This window comes from Cryobacterium glaciale, from assembly GCF_004402535.1.
Lineage (GTDB): Bacteria > Actinomycetota > Actinomycetes > Actinomycetales > Microbacteriaceae > Cryobacterium > Cryobacterium glaciale.
The window spans coordinates 1-18,712 of record NZ_SOEY01000034.1; the positions used below are offsets into that span (position 1 = coordinate 1).

The window sequence follows — 18,712 nt, forward strand, 5'->3', positions numbered from 1 at the left end:
TCGTAGCGCCGCTCGAGGAGTTCCAGCAGCATGCTTCTGGTGCTCTCGTCGGGCTCGTCCAAAAGCCATTCATCGATCACCAACAGGGTGAACGCGGCGTACTTGTTCAAGAACTTCGTGGTGCCGGCGGGTTTATCGCGGGCCAGCTGCCAGGCCTCTTCAAGCTCTGGCATCCGAATGTAATGCGCTCGCACTCGGTGCAGGCAGGCTGCTTTCGCCAAGGCGCACCCCAGATACGATTTCCCCGACCCGGTGAAGCCCTGAAACACGACGTTCTGCTGCCGGTCGATGAACGAGCACGTTCCAAGTCCGGCGATCATTGACCGGTCAAGGCCGCGCTCCTCGACGAGGTCCAGACGGCGCAGATCAGCGTTGGGATAGCGCAGGTTCGCCCGACGGATCAGCCCCTCGACCTTCGTTTGGGTGAAGACGGAATGGGCGTCATCGACGGCCAGCTTGATCTTCTCCTCAAACGCCAAACCCAGCGTCAAGGTATCGTCCTGAGCATCGAAGGCGTCCAACAATGTGGTGACACCCATCTCGCGGAGTTTGCGTTTGGTCTCGATATCGATCCGGCTCATCGTGCACCGCCCCCGGCGTAGTAGTCGGCGCCGCGAACATAACCGCCAGTTTCGGGTTCCGTGGGTTCGAACTGCGGCATCCTGCGGGTGCTCTTCTTGTCTTGCCCGGTCTCCAGGATCGGCTGCAGGTGCGCATATCGGGGCGAGCGGACGCGACCGTTCAGGGCGATCTGACACGCTTTTTCCACCCTGTCACTGGAGTATCGGCGGCTCAGCCGCAGCACGGCGAGGGCCGCGTCAAAGCCTTGTTCCTCCACGGGGACAGAGTCGAAGATCCTGTTGACGACGGTCACCATGTGTGGGCCGACCCGGTCAGCCCAGGCCCGAATTCTGACGGTGTCCCATTCCCGATACTTCTCACCCTGAGGCTGGTCGGCATCGTTCGTGCGGTATTCGTTCACAACATGCTCACCGAACAAGAGGTGGCTGGTGAGACGCTCATGATTCCGGTAAATCTCCAGCACCTGGCTGGTGATGCGCAGGTCGACGCCCTGGCCGATCTGCGCAAAGGGGACGGAGTAGAAGTTCTTCTCCCAGACCACATGCCCGTTCTTTTGCACCCGACGCCCCATAATCCACCGGCTGATCTCATACGGAGCCGACGGTAACGGCCGCAACAACGCTTTCTCCTCGGTCTCAAACACACTGAGGCGGGAGCCGGCGCGTTTCTGAAACGGTTCCCGGTTATAGGCATCCATGCGTCCCCGGATCGCGCCCCGCAGATCGGGGAGCGTTCCGAAGCTTTGGTGACGTAACCCGGCGATCACCCACGTCGCAACATGGGAGACCGTATTTTCCACGGATGCCTTGTCTTTTGGCGCCCGAGGTCTGCCCGGCAGCACGGCGGCCGAGTAGTGCGCGGCCATCTGGCGGTAGGCGTCGTTCAACACGATCTCACCCTCGCGAGGGTGCTTGATCACCCCGGTCTTCAGATTGTCGGGCACGATCCGGGGAACCGTTCCACCGAACCACTCGAACATCGCGACGTTGGCAAGCAGCCAGGTGTCTTGCCGCATATCGAGCGCCGGCTCGACGAACGCATACCGGGAAAACGGCAGGCACGCGACGAACAAATACACCCGCGACGTCTCTCCCGAGATCGGGTCGGTGAGCTGCATCGTCGGACCTGACCAGTCGACCTCAACCGTCCGCCCGGCCTTATGACCCACCCGAGACGCCGCACCCGTAATCAGCGTATGCGCCGCATACGCCTTGCAGAAACGGTCGTAACCCATCGCCGGCTGCTCTTTCACCGCGCACCCGTCGACGTACTCGCTATGGAGCAGTTTCAGCGTCACCCCGACCTTGGCGAGCTCCTTATGCACCGCGTCCCAACCCGGCTGCACGAACACACTCTCGTGCTCGCCCCGCCCCGGGAACAGCAACGAATACACCTCCGCCTCGCTGCGATTCAGGTGACCGTCACGGTCGAGGCCGACCTTGTCGGCGGCGTCGAACACTGCCAGCACACTCTTGCGCGACATGCCCTGCGCCACGGCGATCGCGCGCCCCGTCATGCCCTCAGCGCGGAGTTCGAGCACCCGCTTGGCTTGAATCCTTCGTACCATGATTGATTACTCCTTCTGCCGCGTGCCTCTACACGCGACAGAAGGAGCTAAACAGATGGCCCCCAACAGAAATATTCGGCGGCCCCGAAACGCGCTACTGACCGCATCACTCCGTGGCCCCCGAGGTCAATATCGATGGCCCCCAGCAGGGCTAATACTCAATCGCTCGCAGTAGCACTGCGATCGGGTCATGCAGGTGCCGAGCTATCTGATCCGGCAAGCTCTCGACCGCGCGGGACGCACCAGCCGCCTGCCTGCCCCCGACCGTGCGCGCTTGACAGGAACTCGCGGTGCGCGATGGGGGTGCATGAGTGGGCCAATCCTGCGATGCCGGGTGCCGTATGTCTCGGTTGCGCTAAAGCGATCTTGGTGTAAAAATGATTACAGATACAAGGTACATGTAAACAATTTGTCACCACGGAGGGACGGCATGAAACTGCCATCGGAATTAGATGGGTCGATCTATCGCCGCAGGGATCTTGCCCGAGCAGGTATTGGCTGGCGTTCCGTCGACGCGCTCCTTGATGCGGGCGCGATCATGCGCATCGCCCCCGGTGCCTACGCCCGCACCGATCTCATCGACGATGACACGGCGGCCTTGGCGTCAATCGTGATTCGCAAGCCGCAGGCAACGATTGCCCTGGCGAGCGCGCTCGACCGGCACGACCTCACCGACGCGATCCCATCTCGCATCGACATTGCGCTCCCACGAGGCTCCCGCAGTCTAAAGACGCCCACCTCCCGTATTCGCTGGCATTCATTCGATGCGGCGACCTTCGAGATCGGCCGCGAAACTATCGAACTTATCGATGGCATCCGCATCGGTCTCTACAGTGCGGAACGAACAATCATCGACGTCTTCAGAACAGGACACATGACTGGCCCTGAGCACGCGAACGAAGCCCTCAAGCGCTGGTTGCGGCGGCCAGGATCTCAGCCATCGGAGTTGATCAGCATGGCGAAGAGCTTCCCGAAGGCACTCCCGGCAATTCGCTCGGCGTTGGAGATTCTGCTGTGATCGCCGGCGTTTCCCCGACCTTCCTGAAGATCCAGAAGCTGGCACGCGCGCAGGGTCGAAACGTTGATGAACTCGCGCGCCTCTACCTGTTGGAAGGCATGCTCACTCGAATCGCTGCTTCGCCCTATGCCGGGGATTTTGTTCTCAAAGGTGGCGTCCTGCTCGCGGCATTCGCACTCCGGCGACCCACGAAGGACATTGACCTCGAAGCGACCGGCGTCAGCAATGACGTGGTCGACGTCAGCATCCACGAGATTGCGGCCATCGACTTGGACGACGGGATCATCTTTGACGCCGATTCCATTCGTGCCGAAACAATCCGAGAGGGAGATGAGTATCAAGGAATCCGGGTGCGGCTGGAGGGCAGCATCGGTCGATATCACTCCGTCGTCGGGCTCGACGTCAGCTTCGGCGATCCCATCTGGCCTGCACCACAGCAGGTCGAGGTGCCGCGAATCCTTGAAGCCGAAGGCGTCAACCCCGTCAAGGTTCTCGGCTACCCCCTGGCAATGGTGATCGCAGAGAAGACAGTCACGATGATGCAACGCGGAGAGGCGAACACCCGGTGGCGCGACTTCGCGGACGTCATCGCCATCAGCAGGCACCACATTTTCACCTCGGGCGAGGTGCGTGCGGCGATGGACGCTGTGGCCGACCACCGCAAAATTGAACTGTCACCGGTCGCGGCAGCGCTCGCGGGCATGCCTGTGGTGGGTCAATCGAAATGGGGGCGATGGCACGGCGACCAAGCCAACGCCGACGATCTGCCGGCGTACTTTGCTGAAGTCGTTGCCGAGGTAGCTCATTTCATCGACCCACTCATCCAAGGAATCGAACCGGAAAGAAACTGGGAGCCGATCACGGGCACCTGGACGTGAGCGACAGGAAGACATCGCGGAACGGACAAATGGAGCCGCTGAGCGGGTGCCACTTTGGGTGCCGTAAAACCTCCAAATTATCCGAATCAATCCGTTACAACTCGGGGTAAAAGGTAAGCTAAATCCCCCAACTTCCGCAAAATCACGCGGAACTTGGGGGATGGTGCCACCAAAACAGGCAGCCCGGCTCGCGTCATTTGTTCTTGGTTCGAGTCCAGGTACCCCAGCACTAGCAGGCGCAGGATTCCGCGGCGAAATCACTTATCGCCCACTCTGTCCCGTGGGCCCAAACAGGGCCTGTGACCTGAAACTGCCCAAGAACCCCGTTCTGCTGCCCGGTCCCATAAGGAACCAGTGCGGCACAGACGGGCTGTTCACGGTCGGGGTTGCGCACGACCCTCGGGCATTCTTGTTGCCCACGCACGTTGGTGCCGTAGCGCCAGATCGCTCTCTGTACAGAATTTGCACACATCGATGACGCGCACTCCCGATGTATCGATAATTGGACCTTCAAGCTATCCGCTGGGACGTCGTCCTACATCGTGGAGATAGTCGGAATTCCGCAACGAGGCGGCGATCCTGCGGTCACTCGCAGGATGCAGGCCTGTGGTTACCCTTTGGAGAGAGCATTGATGGATTCCTTCGAGCCGATGTGCATCGGTGGCAGACAAGGCTTGGCCGCAGTTGGGGAGTGGTGTAGACGTGACCGCAGCTAATCTGTTCAGCCCCATGAGCATCCGTTCGGTAGAGATCCGAAATCGGGTGTGGGTGCCGCCAATGTGCCAATATTCATCGTTCAACCGTGACGGAATGCCCACGAACTGGCACTTGGTGCACCTGGGATCCATGGCGGTCGGTGGCGCCGGTCTCATCATCGTCGAGGCGACCGCCGTTTCCGCCGATGGGAGAATTACCGTTCATGACAGCGGGATCTGGAATGACGAACAGCGAGACGCGTGGGCCCCCATTGTCGAGTTCATCCACGACCAGGGATCGGTGGCAGGAATTCAGCTGGCGCATGCCGGGCGCAAATCATCGGTTCGCCCTGATTGGAATTATGCCGGAGCCGCTGGACCGATGCCTGTTTCCGAAGGCGGTTGGGTGCCAATCGCGCCGTCGAGCATTCCGTTCGATGGCGAGTCATCCACCCCGCGTGAGATGACGCGCGGCGACATCGACCGCATCATTGTCGACTTCACGACGGCCACCCAACGGGCCGTGCAGGCCGGCTTCCGAGTGCTCGAGATTCATGCCGCTCACGGCTACCTGATACACGAATTCTTGTCCCCCTTGAGCAATCGTCGCACCGACGAATACGGCGGATCGTTGGAGAACCGTGCCCGACTCCTGTTGCGAATAGTCGATGTCGTTCGGGCGGAGGCCGGTGAAGAATTGGCCGTGTTCGTGCGCTTTTCCGCGACGGACTGGGTCGAAGGGGGCTGGACTCCGCACGAGGCCTCTACCGTCGCGCGTTGGTGCGCTGACCGGGGTGTGGATTTGTTCGACATCTCCACCGGGGGCAACGTTACCGGCGTCTCCACCGGGGGCAACGTTACCGGCGTCGCGATTCCGGCAGTTCCGAGCTACCAGGTCACCTTCAGCGAACAGGTGAAACGTACGGCTCAGGTTTCGACCGCGGCGGTCGGGTTGATCTTTGACGCTGAGGTCGCCAATGGAATTATTACGTCCGGGGAAGCGGATGCCGTTCTCCTCGGTCGGGAGCATATGCGGGACCCACATTTCACCCTGCGAGCTGCGGGTGAACTCGGCATTGAGATTGACTATTGGCCAGAGCAGTATCTTCGAGCGCGCCGGCGCACACCTGCCGTTGGCCTCGCCGCAGGAGAGGTAGCCTTTTAAGGCTGGAGTGTGCGAGTGACCTGATTTCGGAGCGGACCTCGCTTCGGGGTGATGTCTCGGAATCACCCTGACTTTGACGCCATCGACTCGCTGATCAACCGGACTGCGGCCAGAACGTGTCTCCGACGCTGACCTTCAGTCTTGTAACGTACGTGCGATTTGCTCGGCGACTGCTGAGGCGTCGGGGAAGGGCTCGTGGGACAGACCGTCGATCGCGCCTCGCCGGTCGGCCTCGGAATAGTTCTGGTTGAGTTTCGCCTTGCCCTCGACACGGGTGACGGCGACCTCGATGCCGACGATGCCGCTGAGCTCGAAGTCGATGTGGTCTGGTGGCGCGTCGGGGACCGCCCAGGGGTGACTTCGTCCAGACTCGTGCACGTCGGTGAGGTCGGTGACCGCCGTGCGCAGCCATTCGGGGTCTTCATGGGCTGTGGCGGTTCCGGTGAGATGCACGGCCGTGTAGTCCCACGTCGGCACGACCCGCCCGTCGATGCGCTTCTGCTCGTACCAGCTTGGGGAGATGTAGGCGTCGGGGCCGGTCACAATGATCAGCGCGGGGCTGTCGGGCGCCAACGCCCTCCACTGCCGATTGGCACGCGCCATGTGCATGACGACAGTGTCGTGGCGCCAGACGATCGGCAGGAACGTCGCCTGCGGGATCCCATTCGTGTCGACGGTGACGAACCACCCGGTGCGCACGCTGGCGACCATGGTTCGGATGTCAGCCTCGTTCTTGATGAGATTATGGCGCGGAATATACACAGCGTTCTCCTTCTCAGGCCAGCCCGGTCTCGGTGACCGGGTCATGATGAATGGGGTCGTCACGGTCTCCGCCGCGTTGGGCGGCGGCGCCCGCGAGGACGACGAGCAAGATGCCGATGATTTGCACTATTGAGGGCATTTGGCCGAGAACGAGCAGACCGATTAACAGGCCAAGAGCCGGCTCGATCGCCATCAGGGTGCCGAAAGCGGATGCCGACATGCGGCGCAGCGCGAGCATCTCCAGTGCGAACGGCAAAACGGGCAGCAGCAGGGCAAGTCCCGCGGCCGCGGCGATGATGCCGAGGCTGAGGTGACCGACGGCTTGCGGGATTCCCACGACGGCAGCGGTCACGGCGGCGATGGGGATAGTGATCGACAGCGACTGGATGCCGGTAAAGCGATCACCGGCGCGCTGAGTGAGCAGAATGTAACCGCCCCAGCAGACGCTTCCCAGCGAGGCGAAACCAATTCCGACAATATCCACGGCGCCATGCCACGGCTCGGTGAGGAGCACGACCCCGAGAAGTGCCAGGGCGGGCCAGGCGGCGGCCCTCACGGTGCGGCTGCGGACTGCGGCGACGGTGAGCGGGCCGAGGAACTCGATTGCGACCGCGGTACCAAGCGGTATTCGCTCGATCGCGACGAGAAAAGAGACTGTCATCGTTCCGGTAACGATCCCCAAGCCCAGAAGCACGGGCATATCCGGCAGCCGGATGGACCGCAGCGGTGGGCGGGCGAGGATCAGGAATATGATTGCGCCCAGGCTGAGTCGGAGCCAGGCCGTCCCCGCGGGCCCAACGTTGTCGATCAGTCCGACCGACAACGCCGAGCCGAGCTGGACGGAAAACATCGCCGTCACCGCCAGCAGCCACGGTGGAACAGGCAGGGCCCGTGGTGTTAGCGCACTCATGCCCGCGCCGAGACCGCGGCGATGATCGGGACCGTTCACGCGCGCGCCGCGGCCGAGGTGCGAGGGCCGGTCGGGTCGTAGACGGCCAACGAGAAGTGCGCCGGCTCGGCGCCCTCGTTACCGTAGGCGTGAGCCACTTCACCGGGGAACATGATCGTGTCACCGGCGGCGAGCTCGTGACGGTCGTCGCCCACGTCGAGCGTCACGACGCCGACGTGAACACGGAGCAGTTCTCGGGCGCCTTGATGGTGCGGTTTGCTTGCGTGGCGCTCGCCCGGGTTCAGTGTCCAGTCCCACAGTTCGACGACGTCGGGCGCCTGGGTGCTCACGAGCAGTACTCCGCGGCCTCCATTGTCGCCGGTCCACAGTTGGGCGCCCTCGCCGGCGCGAGTGATTTTCACCAGCCGGGACGAGGGGGGCTCGATGAGTGCCGACAGGGTGATTCCGAGAGCATCGCTCAGGCTCAACAGAGTCCCGATGCTCGGGTTCGCTTCGCCCTGCTCGAGGTTGATCACCTGACGGCGGCTGATGCTCGCCGCGTCGGCGAGGTGATCAAGCGTCCACTCTCGCGCCAGCCGCTCACGACGGATGCGCGCGCCGATTGTCGAGGCGAGCGTCACGGCATCCGCTTGTCTGGGTGCCCTTGCCGCTCTCACAGTGCAGCAGTCCCGGTCAGGACAACTTCGGCCCGACCGCCAACCCACAGCTGGCCGTCCTCGCTGGAGAGGTGGATGCGTCCGCGACGCCCCATGGCGGTGCCCTGGGAGGCACGGTATGGGGCGTGGGCCCGACCGGTGGCGATGAGCCATTCGGCGGCTGCGGCGTTCAGGCTTCCCGTGACGGGATCTTCACGCAGCGGCCCGTCCCCGTCGGTGAAGAACGCACGCAGTTCGAACGCCGTCTCAGAACCCGGGTCGTGGGCACCGATCACGCCGATATCCCATCGGCCTGCATACGCTGAGGCATCTGGACGAAGTTCCAGAACGGTCCGGGCACTGTCGAGCAGCAGGCCGACCCAACCCGGGCCGTTGTCCAGCCACGCAACATCAACCACCTGCTCTGACCCGATATCGAGAATGTCGACCAACGCGGTTACCATCTCGGGATCAACCGGACCCGAGCGCAGCAGTGGCGGCGCCGCGAACGCAAGACGGTCCTCGTCGACGCGGACGGACACCAGCCCTGCCCCGCATTCCTGAACCACAACGCCCGGAATCGCCGACACGCCACCCGCCTCTAACCACGCTTTTGCCGTGCCCAGGGTCGGATGGCCCGCGAAAGGTAGTTCGGTACTCAGGCTAAAGATTCGGACTCGATAGTCTGCCTCCGCCACTGTGGCAGGCAGAACGAAGGTGCACTCAGAGAGATTGGACCACACGGAGAAGGCTCGTAAGACCTCATCGTCGAGGCCCTCCGCATCGAGTACGACAGCGACCGGGTTACCACTGCAAAGACCATCGCCGAACACGTCGACCTGGCTGAATTTTCGGCTCATCTTTGAATGCTATCAAATGCACGCATGGTGAACTATCCTGCACTCGCGTCAATCAATTATTCGTTCAGGAGGCAGCAGGTTTCCAACCTATTGCCGGTCTCGTCGCGCACGCTCGAGGAGTGACGCCAGACTCGCACCGGGCCACCATGTCGGCGCATGGGACGTCAGGTGAGGCACCAGCGTTGCGGAGTCACCCGCTGACGCTTGAGCGGGTCCAAACCTGGCAGCGCTGAGGATCGAAGGTGGCTGAGGATTGCCTGCAGTCCAATGTCGCGGGATACTCAAGGCATCAGTGGCGTTCCGGAGCGAACGCGACCGACATCCGCTTCGCTTCGTCGTCGCCCTCCAACGGGAGGTTGTCATGGATGCACGCGTCGTTCTCGCCGAGATCGCTCTCGTGGGGGCGGCCTTGGCGGGTTGTGCCGTCGCACAGCCCCAGCAGCCCGAGGTCACCCCGAACGCGCCCAGCTCGTCAGCGCCGAGCACGTCGTCGCTTGCTCCGCCTCCCGACACCGGTGGAGGCGAAATTTCGGTCGAGCTCGCCCAGCTCCCGATCGGCGGCAATGTGAGTTTCGACGAAAACACCCTGGCCGACAACTGCGTGACGGTGAACTGGATCGTCGAACAGGACGACGCTAACATACCGGACAATGTGCAGATCTGGATCAGTGGCGCGACCTTCACAGACGATGTGTACGCGCTCGCCGATTCGGGGTGCAGCGGGGAGAATCCGCCGTGCATCGGGTTCGTCTTCGACGTAGCCAACCAGACCTGCGATCTGGCGATCGCTCCGACGGGCAATCAGCCGAGTTCGCCCGATGCGCCACTTGACGTGAGCATCTCCGGTGAGGTCACCTGCAGCGACGGTGAGAGCTTTAAGTGCGCGAAATTCCTGTCTGCGTTGGTCACCGAGAACAACCTCAGCATCCCCCTCGACACGCCACCAGCGGATGCCCCCTCCGATGCGCCTCCCGCGGATGAGGGTTTGGGAGTGACTACGAGCGGACCCGCCTGATGTCCGAATCGGGGGAGAAGGCGGGCGGTGCACAGTTTGAACGCGGGCTGAACGTGCTCGGCAATATCATCGCTCCGGCGACGCTCCTCGGCGCTCTGCTCTTCTATTTCGGCTACGTCTCGTCGCGGGCCCAGTACGACTACTTCGGCATTGATGTCGACGTCATCGGCCTGAGCACGCAGGACTACGTGATGCGCAGCCCACAGCCGCTCCTGGTTCCGCTCCTCGTGTTCGCGCTTGCGGGCGCCGCGCTGATCGCCTGGCATGCTCAGATTCGACGCCGCTCAAGCCGGTCCGGCTTTACGGCTGCAGTGAGGCGCGGCGTCGTCGTCGGCCTGGTCATCCTGGGAGCGGGGCTCATCTTGCTCTTCGCCTATCCGCTCCTGGCTGGATGGGGCTACTACCCGCTCGTCACCCCGCTCGTCGTGGCATTGGGCGGCGCGATCGCCGCGTACTGCCTGGGTACCGTGCGGTTCCTGGCCCGTAAAGCCGGTGCGAGTCACCGCCCGCCGACGGGCGTCGTAGTGCTGCTCTGGGCTGCGGTCGCCGCCTGCGTCTTCTGGGCGACGGCCACCGTTGCGCAGTGGTCGGGCCTGGGCCTCGCCCAGCAACAGGCACGGACTCCTGACAACCTTCCCAGCGTCATCGTCGATACAGAGGAGCGGCTCTTCCTCCCGAACGAGGCGCGGGTGAACGAAACCGCGCTGCCCGCGTCAGCCGACGAGACGTTTCAGTTCCGCTATTGGGGGCTGCGACTGCTCATCGTCGGTGGTGACCGCATGTTTCTCATCCCCAACGCTTGGGACAGCCACAACACAACCCTCGTGCTGCCGCTCGACGGCTCGGTTCGTCTGCAATTCCAGTTTCGCAATCTCGAGCCCTGAACGAACCCGGTGATAGTTCGACCCTGGCCCTTTACCAAGGGCGAGGGAACTCGTGACGCTCAATCGCGATTTTCGTTGGGAAGCACCGTTGAGCTGAGCCGATGAAGTTATTACCGTGTCGGGACTGATCCTCCGATGCGAGCAAATGGAGTTCACATCATGGCCGTAGTCGTTTTGTTCCATCACGCCCTGGGACTCACGCCGGGTATCGTGCAATTCGCCGACGAGCTGCGCAGCGCTGGGCATATCGTGCACACGCCCGACCTCTTTGAGGGGCGAACCTTCGCGACCCTGGAGGAGGGCGTGGCCTATGCCGAGCAGATCGGATTCGGCGAAGTCCTGGACCGCGGCGTACAAGCGGTTGAGGGACTCCCCGTCCCACTGGTCTACGCGGGCTTCTCCCTGGGGGTGCTCCCCGCACAGATGCTCGCGCAGACCCGTGCGGGAGCACGGGGCGCCCTGTTGTTCTATTCGTGTATGCCAGTCTCCGAATTCGGCTCTGCCTGGCCGGAAGGTGTTCCTGTGCAGGTGCACGGCATGGACGCCGACCCGATCTTCGCCGGCGAGGGTGACATCGACGCGGCCCGCGCGCTCGTCGCCGCGACGGACGGCGCTGAGCTCTTTCTCTATCCCGGCGACCAACACTATTTTGCCGACAGCTCGCTGCCGTCGTACGACGCCGATGCGGCCGCGCTGCTGCGGCAGCGCACGCTGGCGTTTCTTGCAATGCGCTAAGGGCGGATAGCCCAGTCTTTTGTGTGTAATAGGCTTATTGCCGCCATGCAATGCTCATGGAACGCACAGGTAACGATCAGCCATGCCTGCGCACACAAACATTTGGGGAGAGTACGACATTTATGTCGCTTGAAAACACGCCGCCGACCACGCCACCGAATCCGTTCCAGCCCGGTGCGATGCCGCCCGCACCGACTCCGCCCGCGCCAGCCGAGGCCGCGCCCGCTCAGTCCAACCCCTACGCCGCGCCGGTCGCGCCGCCCCTGGCAGGGCCGCCGGCACAGGGGTCGACCGCTCCGAACGCCTTTTCCACCATCCCGGCACGCGCGTGGCGGGGAGCCGTCGCATCCGCTGGAATCGGTTACGGAGCAGCGTTCGTTGTCGCGCTCTTGACGGTTGCCCTGACCGGGCTTCTCACCGGCTGGGAGATGTTCTCGGCTGGCTGGCTCGTCTCCGGCCCCGTGCAGCTCGTCGCGCTGGCGACCTTCGGCCAGCTTGGCGCGTCGGCAGAAGTCGACTTCTTCGTCTCCTTCACCGGCAGCGCCAGCGTCGGCGTGCTGCCGATTCTCGTGCTCGCCGTACTACTGACCGGCACCTACCTGTCCAGTCGTTTCGTGGGGCGCGGCGTCTGGCAGGGTTCCTCGGCCCTCATCCTGTCGGCCGTGTCCGGGCTGACGCTCGCCGTCGGTGTAACCGTGCTGGCCGCCGTGCTGCCGGTACAGTTCCCCGACCTGCAGCTGGACATCCCTGTCAGCTCCACCTCCGCGGCATCCGTCGCTTCTTTCCTCGGCGCTCTCGTAGCCGGATTCGCCGTCTCCTACCTCGCCCGACTGCAGGCCACCGACGGCTGGGCGCGTCTTGTCGCCCGCGCAACCTGGCTGCCGTGGGGCACCGTGCGCATCGCCTCCCTGCACCTCGGCGCCTTCATCACCGTGATGGCCGTGCTGCTGGCTATTCTGACCCCGTTATCCGAGGCCGACGAATATGTCGGAGTGCTTCCCGTGTTTCTGCTCACCATCGCTATCAACGTCGTCGTCATCGGCATGTTGGGCGCCTTCTCCGCCGATCTGAGTGATTTGGACCGCGTGTTGGCCAGCCTGGGCGGTGCGTCCGACGAGCAGACTCAGCAAAACGTCTCCGTATTCAGCGATGGAATCACCGGCTACGTCTGGCTCATCGTGCTGCTCGCCGTGGTTCTGGCGGTCGCTGCCTCGCTTCTGCTCGCCGTTCGTCGCAACCGAGTGCGCCCGGCGCCGTTGTCGTGGCTGGCGACCATCGCCACGTACATGACCTTCGGCTTGATTCTGCAGCTTCTCGGCAGCGCCCTCGTCACGGCGTCGATGACCGCACCCGGGAACGCCTCGGCGTCGGGAACGTTCGGGCCCGCTGCGTGGACCTTTCTGATTTTCGCAATCTGGGGTGCCGCTATCGAGGCTCTCACCCGCTTCGTCGCACCGACCATCTTGGCCACTGCAACGCCAGGAGCGATTGGCGCTCTCGTCAAGCTATCGGGGCAGGAACGCCTACTGCCCGTGCTGCCGACGGCACCGCTGGTGCCGGCTGGAACCGTTGCAGCCGACCCGGCTCCTGCTGCGGCCGGGATGCCATCCGGCATCGCTCCCACCAGCGCCTATTCCACCAGCGACTATCCCCCCGCGGCCCAGTCCGGTGCGGCACCGCTACCGTTCGCGACCAGCACCTTGTCTCCGGCCACCGCCAAGCGAGTCAAGATCGGCGCCATTATCGTCGGTGCGGCTGCCCTGCTCATCATCGCGGGCAGTGTGGCCGGCGGAATCGTGCGCACCTCGGTATTCGGCCCGCAGAATGTCGCGACCGCCTACCTGGATGCGTTGGAAAAGGGCAACGCCACGACGGCTCTGAAACTGCTCGGGTCGTCAGCGGATGCCGGCGACGGCCTGCTGTCGAACGACATCTTTGGTCTGGCAACCGATCGTATCGAAGACGCCGCCATTTCGGATGTCACCATCGTGGGAGATGTCGCCCAGATCGAGGTGCACTTCAAGCAGGGCGGAGTCGCCGATTCTGCCGTGCTGAAGCTCACTCGCACGAGCACCAACTGGCTGATTGCCGACAACTGGTCCATTTTAAATGCCGAGCCCGGTCAGATCGACGTCTACACACCGTCCGGACTGGGCGATGTCGAACTTGAGGCAAACGGTACCTCGGTCGGTACAACTACTGACGACGGACTGAGCCTGTCGGCCTTCCCCGGTACCTACGAAGTGACCATTCCAGCCACCGACTATTTCGAAGAATCGTCGGTGACCTATGTCGTGAGCGGCCTGCTCGGTGGGTTCGGAGAGTTCGAATCGAGCGACGATACGTTTACGGCCAGCGCAACGGCCGTGTATGAAGCCGCGGCTCTGGAAGCCGTCAACACGCTCATTACGACCTGCCTCGCCGCGGGCGATACCGAGTCTGACGAGTGCCCGTACATGGGGTACAGCTCTTCCTATTACTCCAACGTGACCTACACCCTGGTCACGGCGCCCGAACTCACCGTCGATCTGGCCTACGAGCCCGGTGGTCTGTCGGTTTCCACCGACACCTACGGTGTCGTGAACATGGAGTACGACGTCAATTATGGCTTTTCCAGCGAGACCCGCCACGAGAGTGCGGAAAACTATTTCACGATCAGCGCTGACGTCAACGTCGTCGACGGCGAGGTCGTGGTGACCTCGGTGCGCTAGCAGCACAAGACACGACCCGAGGTTCGGGTTCGGCCCCGGCCGAACCCGAACCATTTTTTGTGGCGTGCGGCGCTCGATCTTGGCTACCCCCAAAGAGGGGTGATTCGCCCCTTTTCGTGATATAGATTTAAGTGAGGGAAATTCCCCCGGTCGACTCGCGGCAATCCAGCGAGGCGAAGTAGCCGACCGCGTGCCTCTTCTGCCTTATCGTGACGCGTTCTTTGTTCGATAGATCACGAAAGGCGTGATGACCATGACCCACAGCCGACGAAATCATGCGCGGCCGCCCGCCACAGCTGAGGGAAGTGTGACTGTCGAGTCGAGCCCTCCCGGTGCAGACAGCGAGGTCGCGCAAGAGGCGATTCGGGCGGAGAATCTACTGCAGCAGACGGTGAGCTTGCAGGACGCGATCTTCAACAGCGCGAATTTCTCGAGCATTGCCACCGACGCGCAGGGTGTCATTCAAATCTTCAATGTGGGCGCGCAGCGGATGCTTGGCTACACGGCGGAGGAGGTGGTGAACAAGATCACTCCGGCCGAGATCCACGATCCGGAGGAGATCATTCTGCGGGCGGCCCAGCTGAGTCTGGAGTTCGGTACCACGATCAAGCCGGGCTTTGAAGCCCTCGTCTTCAAGGCCAGTCGCGGCATCGAGGATATCTACGAACTCACCAAGATTCGCAAGGATGGCAGCCGGTTTCCGGCCATCGTCTCGGTCACCGCCCTGCGTGACGAGGACGCGGCCATTATCGGTTACCTGCTGATCGGTACCGACAACACCTCGCGTAAGCAGGTGGAGGTTGCCCAATCGGTTCTGGACCAGCGGTTGCGCGACCAGCAGTTCTACACTCGGTCGCTGATCGAGTCGAATATCGATGCGCTCATGACCACCGACACCATGGGAATCATCTCCGACGTCAACCAGCAGATGATCGAACTCACCGGTCGCACTCGAGACGAACTCATCGGCGCGCCCTGCCGCAACTTCTTCACCGATCCAGCACGGGCCGACACGGCGATTCGGCGAGCCCTCACCGAGAGCAGGGTCAGCGACTACGAGCTCACGGTGCGGGCGCTCAACGGTGATGAAACCGATGTCTCCTACAACGCTGCAACATTTTACGATCGCGACCGGGTCGTGCAGGGCGTGTTCGCTTCGGCGCGGGACGTGACCGAACGCAAGCGATTCGAGCGGGCGCTCAAAGAAAGCAACATCGAGCTGGAACACGCCAGCCGCATGAAGACGGAGTTTCTGGCGACGATGTCCCACGAATTGCGCACGCCCCTGAACGCGATCATCGGGTTCTCTGAGGCGCTCAAGGACGGGCTCATGGGCGACATGAGTGACTCCCAGCGCGAATACATCGGCGATATCTTTACCAGCGGACACCACCTCCTTGCCCTCATCAACGACATTCTCGACCTGTCCAAGGTTGAGGCGGGAATGATGGACATCGAGCTGGAACCGGTCGATGTGCGGTCGTTGCTGGAGCAAAGCCTATCCATCGTGCGCGATGGCGCAGCCGCTCACGCGATCCAGCTTCGCTTCGAGGGGGCCGACGACCTCGGCGTACCCCTTCTCGACCGGCGAAAAACCAAACAGATCGTCTACAACCTGCTGTCGAACGCGGTCAAGTTCACGCCCGACCAGGGGCAGGTCACCCTGAGCGCCCAACGCGTGCCGCGGAGCGCTGTCGGAAAAATCGCCGGCATGTGGCCCGTGCACGATTTTCCACTGCCAGCCAGCACCGTCGCAAACTTTCTCGAAATTCGGGTCGACGATACCGGAATGGGGATTTCATCCGACAACATGTCGAAACTCTTCCTCGCCTTCAGCCAGATCGACAGTACCCTGGCTCGACGGTTCGAGGGCACCGGACTCGGTCTGGCCACCGTTAGAGAGATGGTGGGTATTCAGGGCGGCACGGTGGCGGTCGCCAGCGCAGCGGGCGAGGGCGCGAGCTTTGCCGTCTGGCTGCCACTCGGCAGTACCGACCAGACCGCACCGGCCTGGTCGGCACCGGGCTCTGACAAGTCGGAGACGGATCCTGATCTGGCCGCCGCGATCGAGACGCAGGCATCCACTGCCAACCGGCCGAAGCCGCATCCGTTTCACCCGTCCGCCACGGCATACTCGCCGGCCGCTGAGCCGAAAACGGCGACGACTACGCCCGACGTTGAAGTGTATTCGACGTCGACCGGCCAGTCGGTCGCCGAATCGCTCGCCGCAGTCGTGAAGTCCCAGTCGCAGCAGGAGTACGTGGCGCGTTCGGAGAAATACGTGGCGCTCGTCATCGAAGACGATGCCAAGAGTGCCGAAGTGCTGCGGCTGCTGCTCGAGGCCGAGGGGTTTCGCGTGATCGTCGCTCCCAGCGGCGAAGAAGGCCTCGCCCTGGCCCCGCACCAGCATCTCAGTCTGATCACCCTGGACATCCGCTTGCCGGGCATGGACGGGTGGGGATTCTTGATTCGGTTGCACGAGTTCTCGGATCTCGCGGCGGTTCCGATCGTGATCATCGCGGGGGATGCCGATGTGAGCCTGGCGCTGACCCACGGCGCAGCGGCGGTGCTGGAGAAGCCGATCAGTCGGGCAGCGCTGCAGCAGTCGCTCAATGTGCTCGGGCTCAGCCCCGATGCTCTGCGCACCCGACGGGTGCTGGTAGCCGACGACGATCCCGAGACCGTCGATGTGATCGCGCGCTTCCTGACCCGCCCGGAATATGCCGTGGAACGGGCGTTCACCAAGAATGATGCCATCGAGATGGCGCAGCGACTGCACCCGGACCTCGTGTTGCTCAACCTCATGATGGAGGGGTTCAGCGGATATCAAGTGGTTTTGGCACTGCAGAGCGACCCGACGACCGAACACATTCCCGTGCTCGTGGTCACCGGCAAGCAGCTCACCAAGCAGGAGCTGGCGGCCGTGGACAGCGATCCCACCCAGCCGGTACGCGTGCTCGGCACGAAGAACTTCAACCGAACGGCGTTCATCGCTGAGGTGAAGCGCGCGCTGAATTCCGGGCTGGATCTGGACGGGTGATGAGTCGTGGCCAGAATTCTGATCATCGAAGACAACCCGATCAACATGAAGCTTGCCACCCTGCTGGTGCGACGGGCCGGGCATTCGACGCTTGAGGCCGTCGATGCCGAGAGTGGATTGTTGCTGGCTCGGATCGAGATTCCGGACTTGATTCTGATGGACGTCCAGCTACCGGGAATGGATGGCTTCGCCGCCACCGCTGAGTTGAAGTCTGACCCGGTGACAGCAAAGATCCCGGTGATCGCACTGACCGCGATGGCCATGACTCGTGATGAGGAGCGAGCCCGCCAGGCCGGTTGCGATGCCTACATCACCAAGCCGTTGCAGTATCAGGAGGTTCAGGACGCCATCAACTGGCTCATGCCCCGGGCCGCCAATGAAGTTGCGTCGGATGCGGTCGGCATGCTCACCCGCAGTCTTCTGGAGTCGCTCGAGCAGCGAGAGCGCGGTTCGGAATAGGCAAGCGCCGAAGCTGGCACGTGGCAAAATTGCGCTCAGCCCTGCAGAAATGGTTACCGGCGGGTTCCGAGACGGAGTACGGTCATCTCCTATAGCCCGGGAATGCTCAGCGTTCGGCGCAACAATTCGACCGTACGGCTCAGTGATTCGGCCAGTGTCGGTGTCGCCGCCCGGTCAGCCGCGCCATCGGCGCCGACCGGGCGCTCGAAATCGGGAATCCACTGCAGGGCCATGAAGCGCAGCACGCCCAGCATCGCGTGCGTGAGCAGTTCAGCCTGCCCGTGCCGAAAAGCCCGGTCAGCATCGTTCTCGACCTCGGTGACGGCGCCGCGGCCGAGGCGCAGGTAGACCAGTTCGGTTATCTCGGAGGTGACCCTGGTCATCCGCTCCATCTGCTCCTGCATGAGCTCGGGGTGCAACCCGAAAATGCGCAGGCGGTCGGTGAACAGCTGCTCGTCCATGCCCTCGCGGGGGCCGATCGCGCTCATCAGGGTGAGCGCATCGGGTAGCAGATCGTCACCGGGGGCGGCGATGAACGCGCGCGCACGACCCTCATCGATCGTGGGCGGCTCGGCGCCGATGATGGCGGCCTTCTTGGTCTTGAAGTAGTTGAAGAAAGTGCGCTGGGAGATGCCGCTCTGGCCGCAGATCATATCGACGGTGACGTTGTCGAACCCGTGCTCCAGAACGAGGCTGACTGCACTTCGCTCCACGCGCAGGCTCGTCGCGTGATGCTTGTTCTCACGAGACTGCGCGCGCATGGTCGTTGATGTGGGGGTGTCGGTCATTGCCTCGT

16 protein-coding genes are annotated in these 18,712 nt (G+C 62.9%); 9 read left to right on the forward strand and 7 right to left on the reverse strand.

Annotation, left to right across the window (positions count from 1 at the left end):
• Window positions 1-581: ATP-binding protein (locus E3O06_RS16305; RefSeq protein ID WP_134504449.1), on the reverse strand; the 581-nt coding region annotated here is incomplete at its 3' end.
• Window positions 578-2,149: an IS21 family transposase gene (gene istA, locus E3O06_RS16310; protein ID WP_134504451.1), complete on the reverse strand. Its 1,572-nt coding sequence runs from the start codon at window positions 2,147-2,149 to the stop codon at window positions 578-580. The genes E3O06_RS16305 and istA, both read right to left, overlap by 4 nt.
• 430 nt (window positions 2,150-2,579) lie before the next feature.
• Between istA and E3O06_RS16315 the strand changes: the two genes are divergently transcribed.
• From E3O06_RS16315 to E3O06_RS16325, 3 genes are all read left to right on the forward strand, one after another.
• Window positions 2,580-3,167, forward strand: a complete 588-nt coding sequence (locus tag E3O06_RS16315; RefSeq protein ID WP_134504453.1) for a type IV toxin-antitoxin system AbiEi family antitoxin domain-containing protein — start codon at window positions 2,580-2,582, stop codon at window positions 3,165-3,167.
• On the forward strand, window positions 3,164-4,045 hold the full coding sequence (locus E3O06_RS16320; protein ID WP_194087786.1) for a nucleotidyl transferase AbiEii/AbiGii toxin family protein: 882 nt from the start codon (window positions 3,164-3,166) through the stop codon (window positions 4,043-4,045). The genes E3O06_RS16315 and E3O06_RS16320 overlap by 4 nt, the downstream gene beginning before the upstream one ends.
• Window positions 4,046-4,774: 729 nt before the next feature.
• The gene (locus E3O06_RS16325; protein WP_174843252.1) at window positions 4,775-5,905 is read left to right on the forward strand and encodes an NADH:flavin oxidoreductase/NADH oxidase; all 1,131 of its coding nucleotides are present in this window, start codon (window positions 4,775-4,777) and stop codon (window positions 5,903-5,905) included.
• A gap of 135 nt (window positions 5,906-6,040) precedes the next feature.
• Here E3O06_RS16325 and E3O06_RS16330 read toward each other — a convergent pair whose 3' ends face one another.
• The 4 genes from E3O06_RS16330 to E3O06_RS16345 form a co-directional block, all read right to left on the reverse strand.
• Window positions 6,041-6,667: an FMN-binding negative transcriptional regulator gene (locus tag E3O06_RS16330; RefSeq protein WP_134504457.1), complete on the reverse strand. Its 627-nt coding sequence runs from the start codon at window positions 6,665-6,667 to the stop codon at window positions 6,041-6,043.
• Between the two features lie 13 nt (window positions 6,668-6,680).
• Complete coding sequence (locus E3O06_RS16335) at window positions 6,681-7,517, reverse strand: EamA family transporter (protein WP_198415840.1); 837 nt, start codon at window positions 7,515-7,517, stop codon at window positions 6,681-6,683.
• 95 nt (window positions 7,518-7,612) lie between these two features.
• Window positions 7,613-8,233 (reverse strand): helix-turn-helix domain-containing protein, encoded by a 621-nt coding sequence (locus E3O06_RS16340; protein WP_134504461.1) that lies wholly within the window; start codon window positions 8,231-8,233, stop codon window positions 7,613-7,615.
• Entirely contained in the window at window positions 8,230-9,072 is an 843-nt protein-coding gene (locus E3O06_RS16345; RefSeq protein WP_134504463.1) for a PhzF family phenazine biosynthesis protein, read from the reverse strand. Before E3O06_RS16345 ends, E3O06_RS16340 begins: the two co-directional genes overlap by 4 nt.
• 361 nt (window positions 9,073-9,433) lie before the next feature.
• Between E3O06_RS16345 and E3O06_RS16350 the strand changes: the two genes are divergently transcribed.
• The 6 genes from E3O06_RS16350 (at window position 9,434) to E3O06_RS16375 (ending at window position 17,916) form a co-directional block, all read left to right on the forward strand.
• Window positions 9,434-10,087 carry a hypothetical protein gene (locus tag E3O06_RS16350; RefSeq protein ID WP_134504465.1) on the forward strand — a complete coding sequence of 218 codons (654 nt, stop codon included), beginning with the start codon at window positions 9,434-9,436 and terminating at the stop codon, window positions 10,085-10,087.
• Window positions 10,087-10,971, forward strand: a complete 885-nt coding sequence (locus E3O06_RS16355; RefSeq protein WP_198415841.1) for a hypothetical protein — start codon at window positions 10,087-10,089, stop codon at window positions 10,969-10,971. The genes E3O06_RS16350 and E3O06_RS16355 overlap by 1 nt, the downstream gene beginning before the upstream one ends.
• 159 nt (window positions 10,972-11,130) lie before the next feature.
• Complete coding sequence (locus E3O06_RS16360) at window positions 11,131-11,706, forward strand: dienelactone hydrolase family protein (protein ID WP_134504467.1); 576 nt, start codon at window positions 11,131-11,133, stop codon at window positions 11,704-11,706.
• Between the two features lie 122 nt (window positions 11,707-11,828).
• Window positions 11,829-14,417, forward strand: a complete 2,589-nt coding sequence (locus E3O06_RS16365; RefSeq protein WP_134504469.1) for a hypothetical protein — start codon at window positions 11,829-11,831, stop codon at window positions 14,415-14,417.
• Window positions 14,418-14,808: 391 nt separating this feature from the next.
• Window positions 14,809-17,457 (forward strand): hybrid sensor histidine kinase/response regulator, encoded by a 2,649-nt coding sequence (locus E3O06_RS16370; RefSeq protein ID WP_198415842.1) that lies wholly within the window; start codon window positions 14,809-14,811, stop codon window positions 17,455-17,457.
• Between the two features lie 6 nt (window positions 17,458-17,463).
• Complete coding sequence (locus tag E3O06_RS16375; protein WP_134504473.1) at window positions 17,464-17,916, forward strand: response regulator; 453 nt, start codon at window positions 17,464-17,466, stop codon at window positions 17,914-17,916.
• A gap of 89 nt (window positions 17,917-18,005) precedes the next feature.
• On the opposite strand, the gene E3O06_RS16380 is transcribed toward E3O06_RS16375, so the two are convergent.
• Window positions 18,006-18,704 (reverse strand): TetR family transcriptional regulator, encoded by a 699-nt coding sequence (locus tag E3O06_RS16380; protein ID WP_198415843.1) that lies wholly within the window; start codon window positions 18,702-18,704, stop codon window positions 18,006-18,008.
• Window positions 18,705-18,712: the final 8 nt, after the last annotated feature.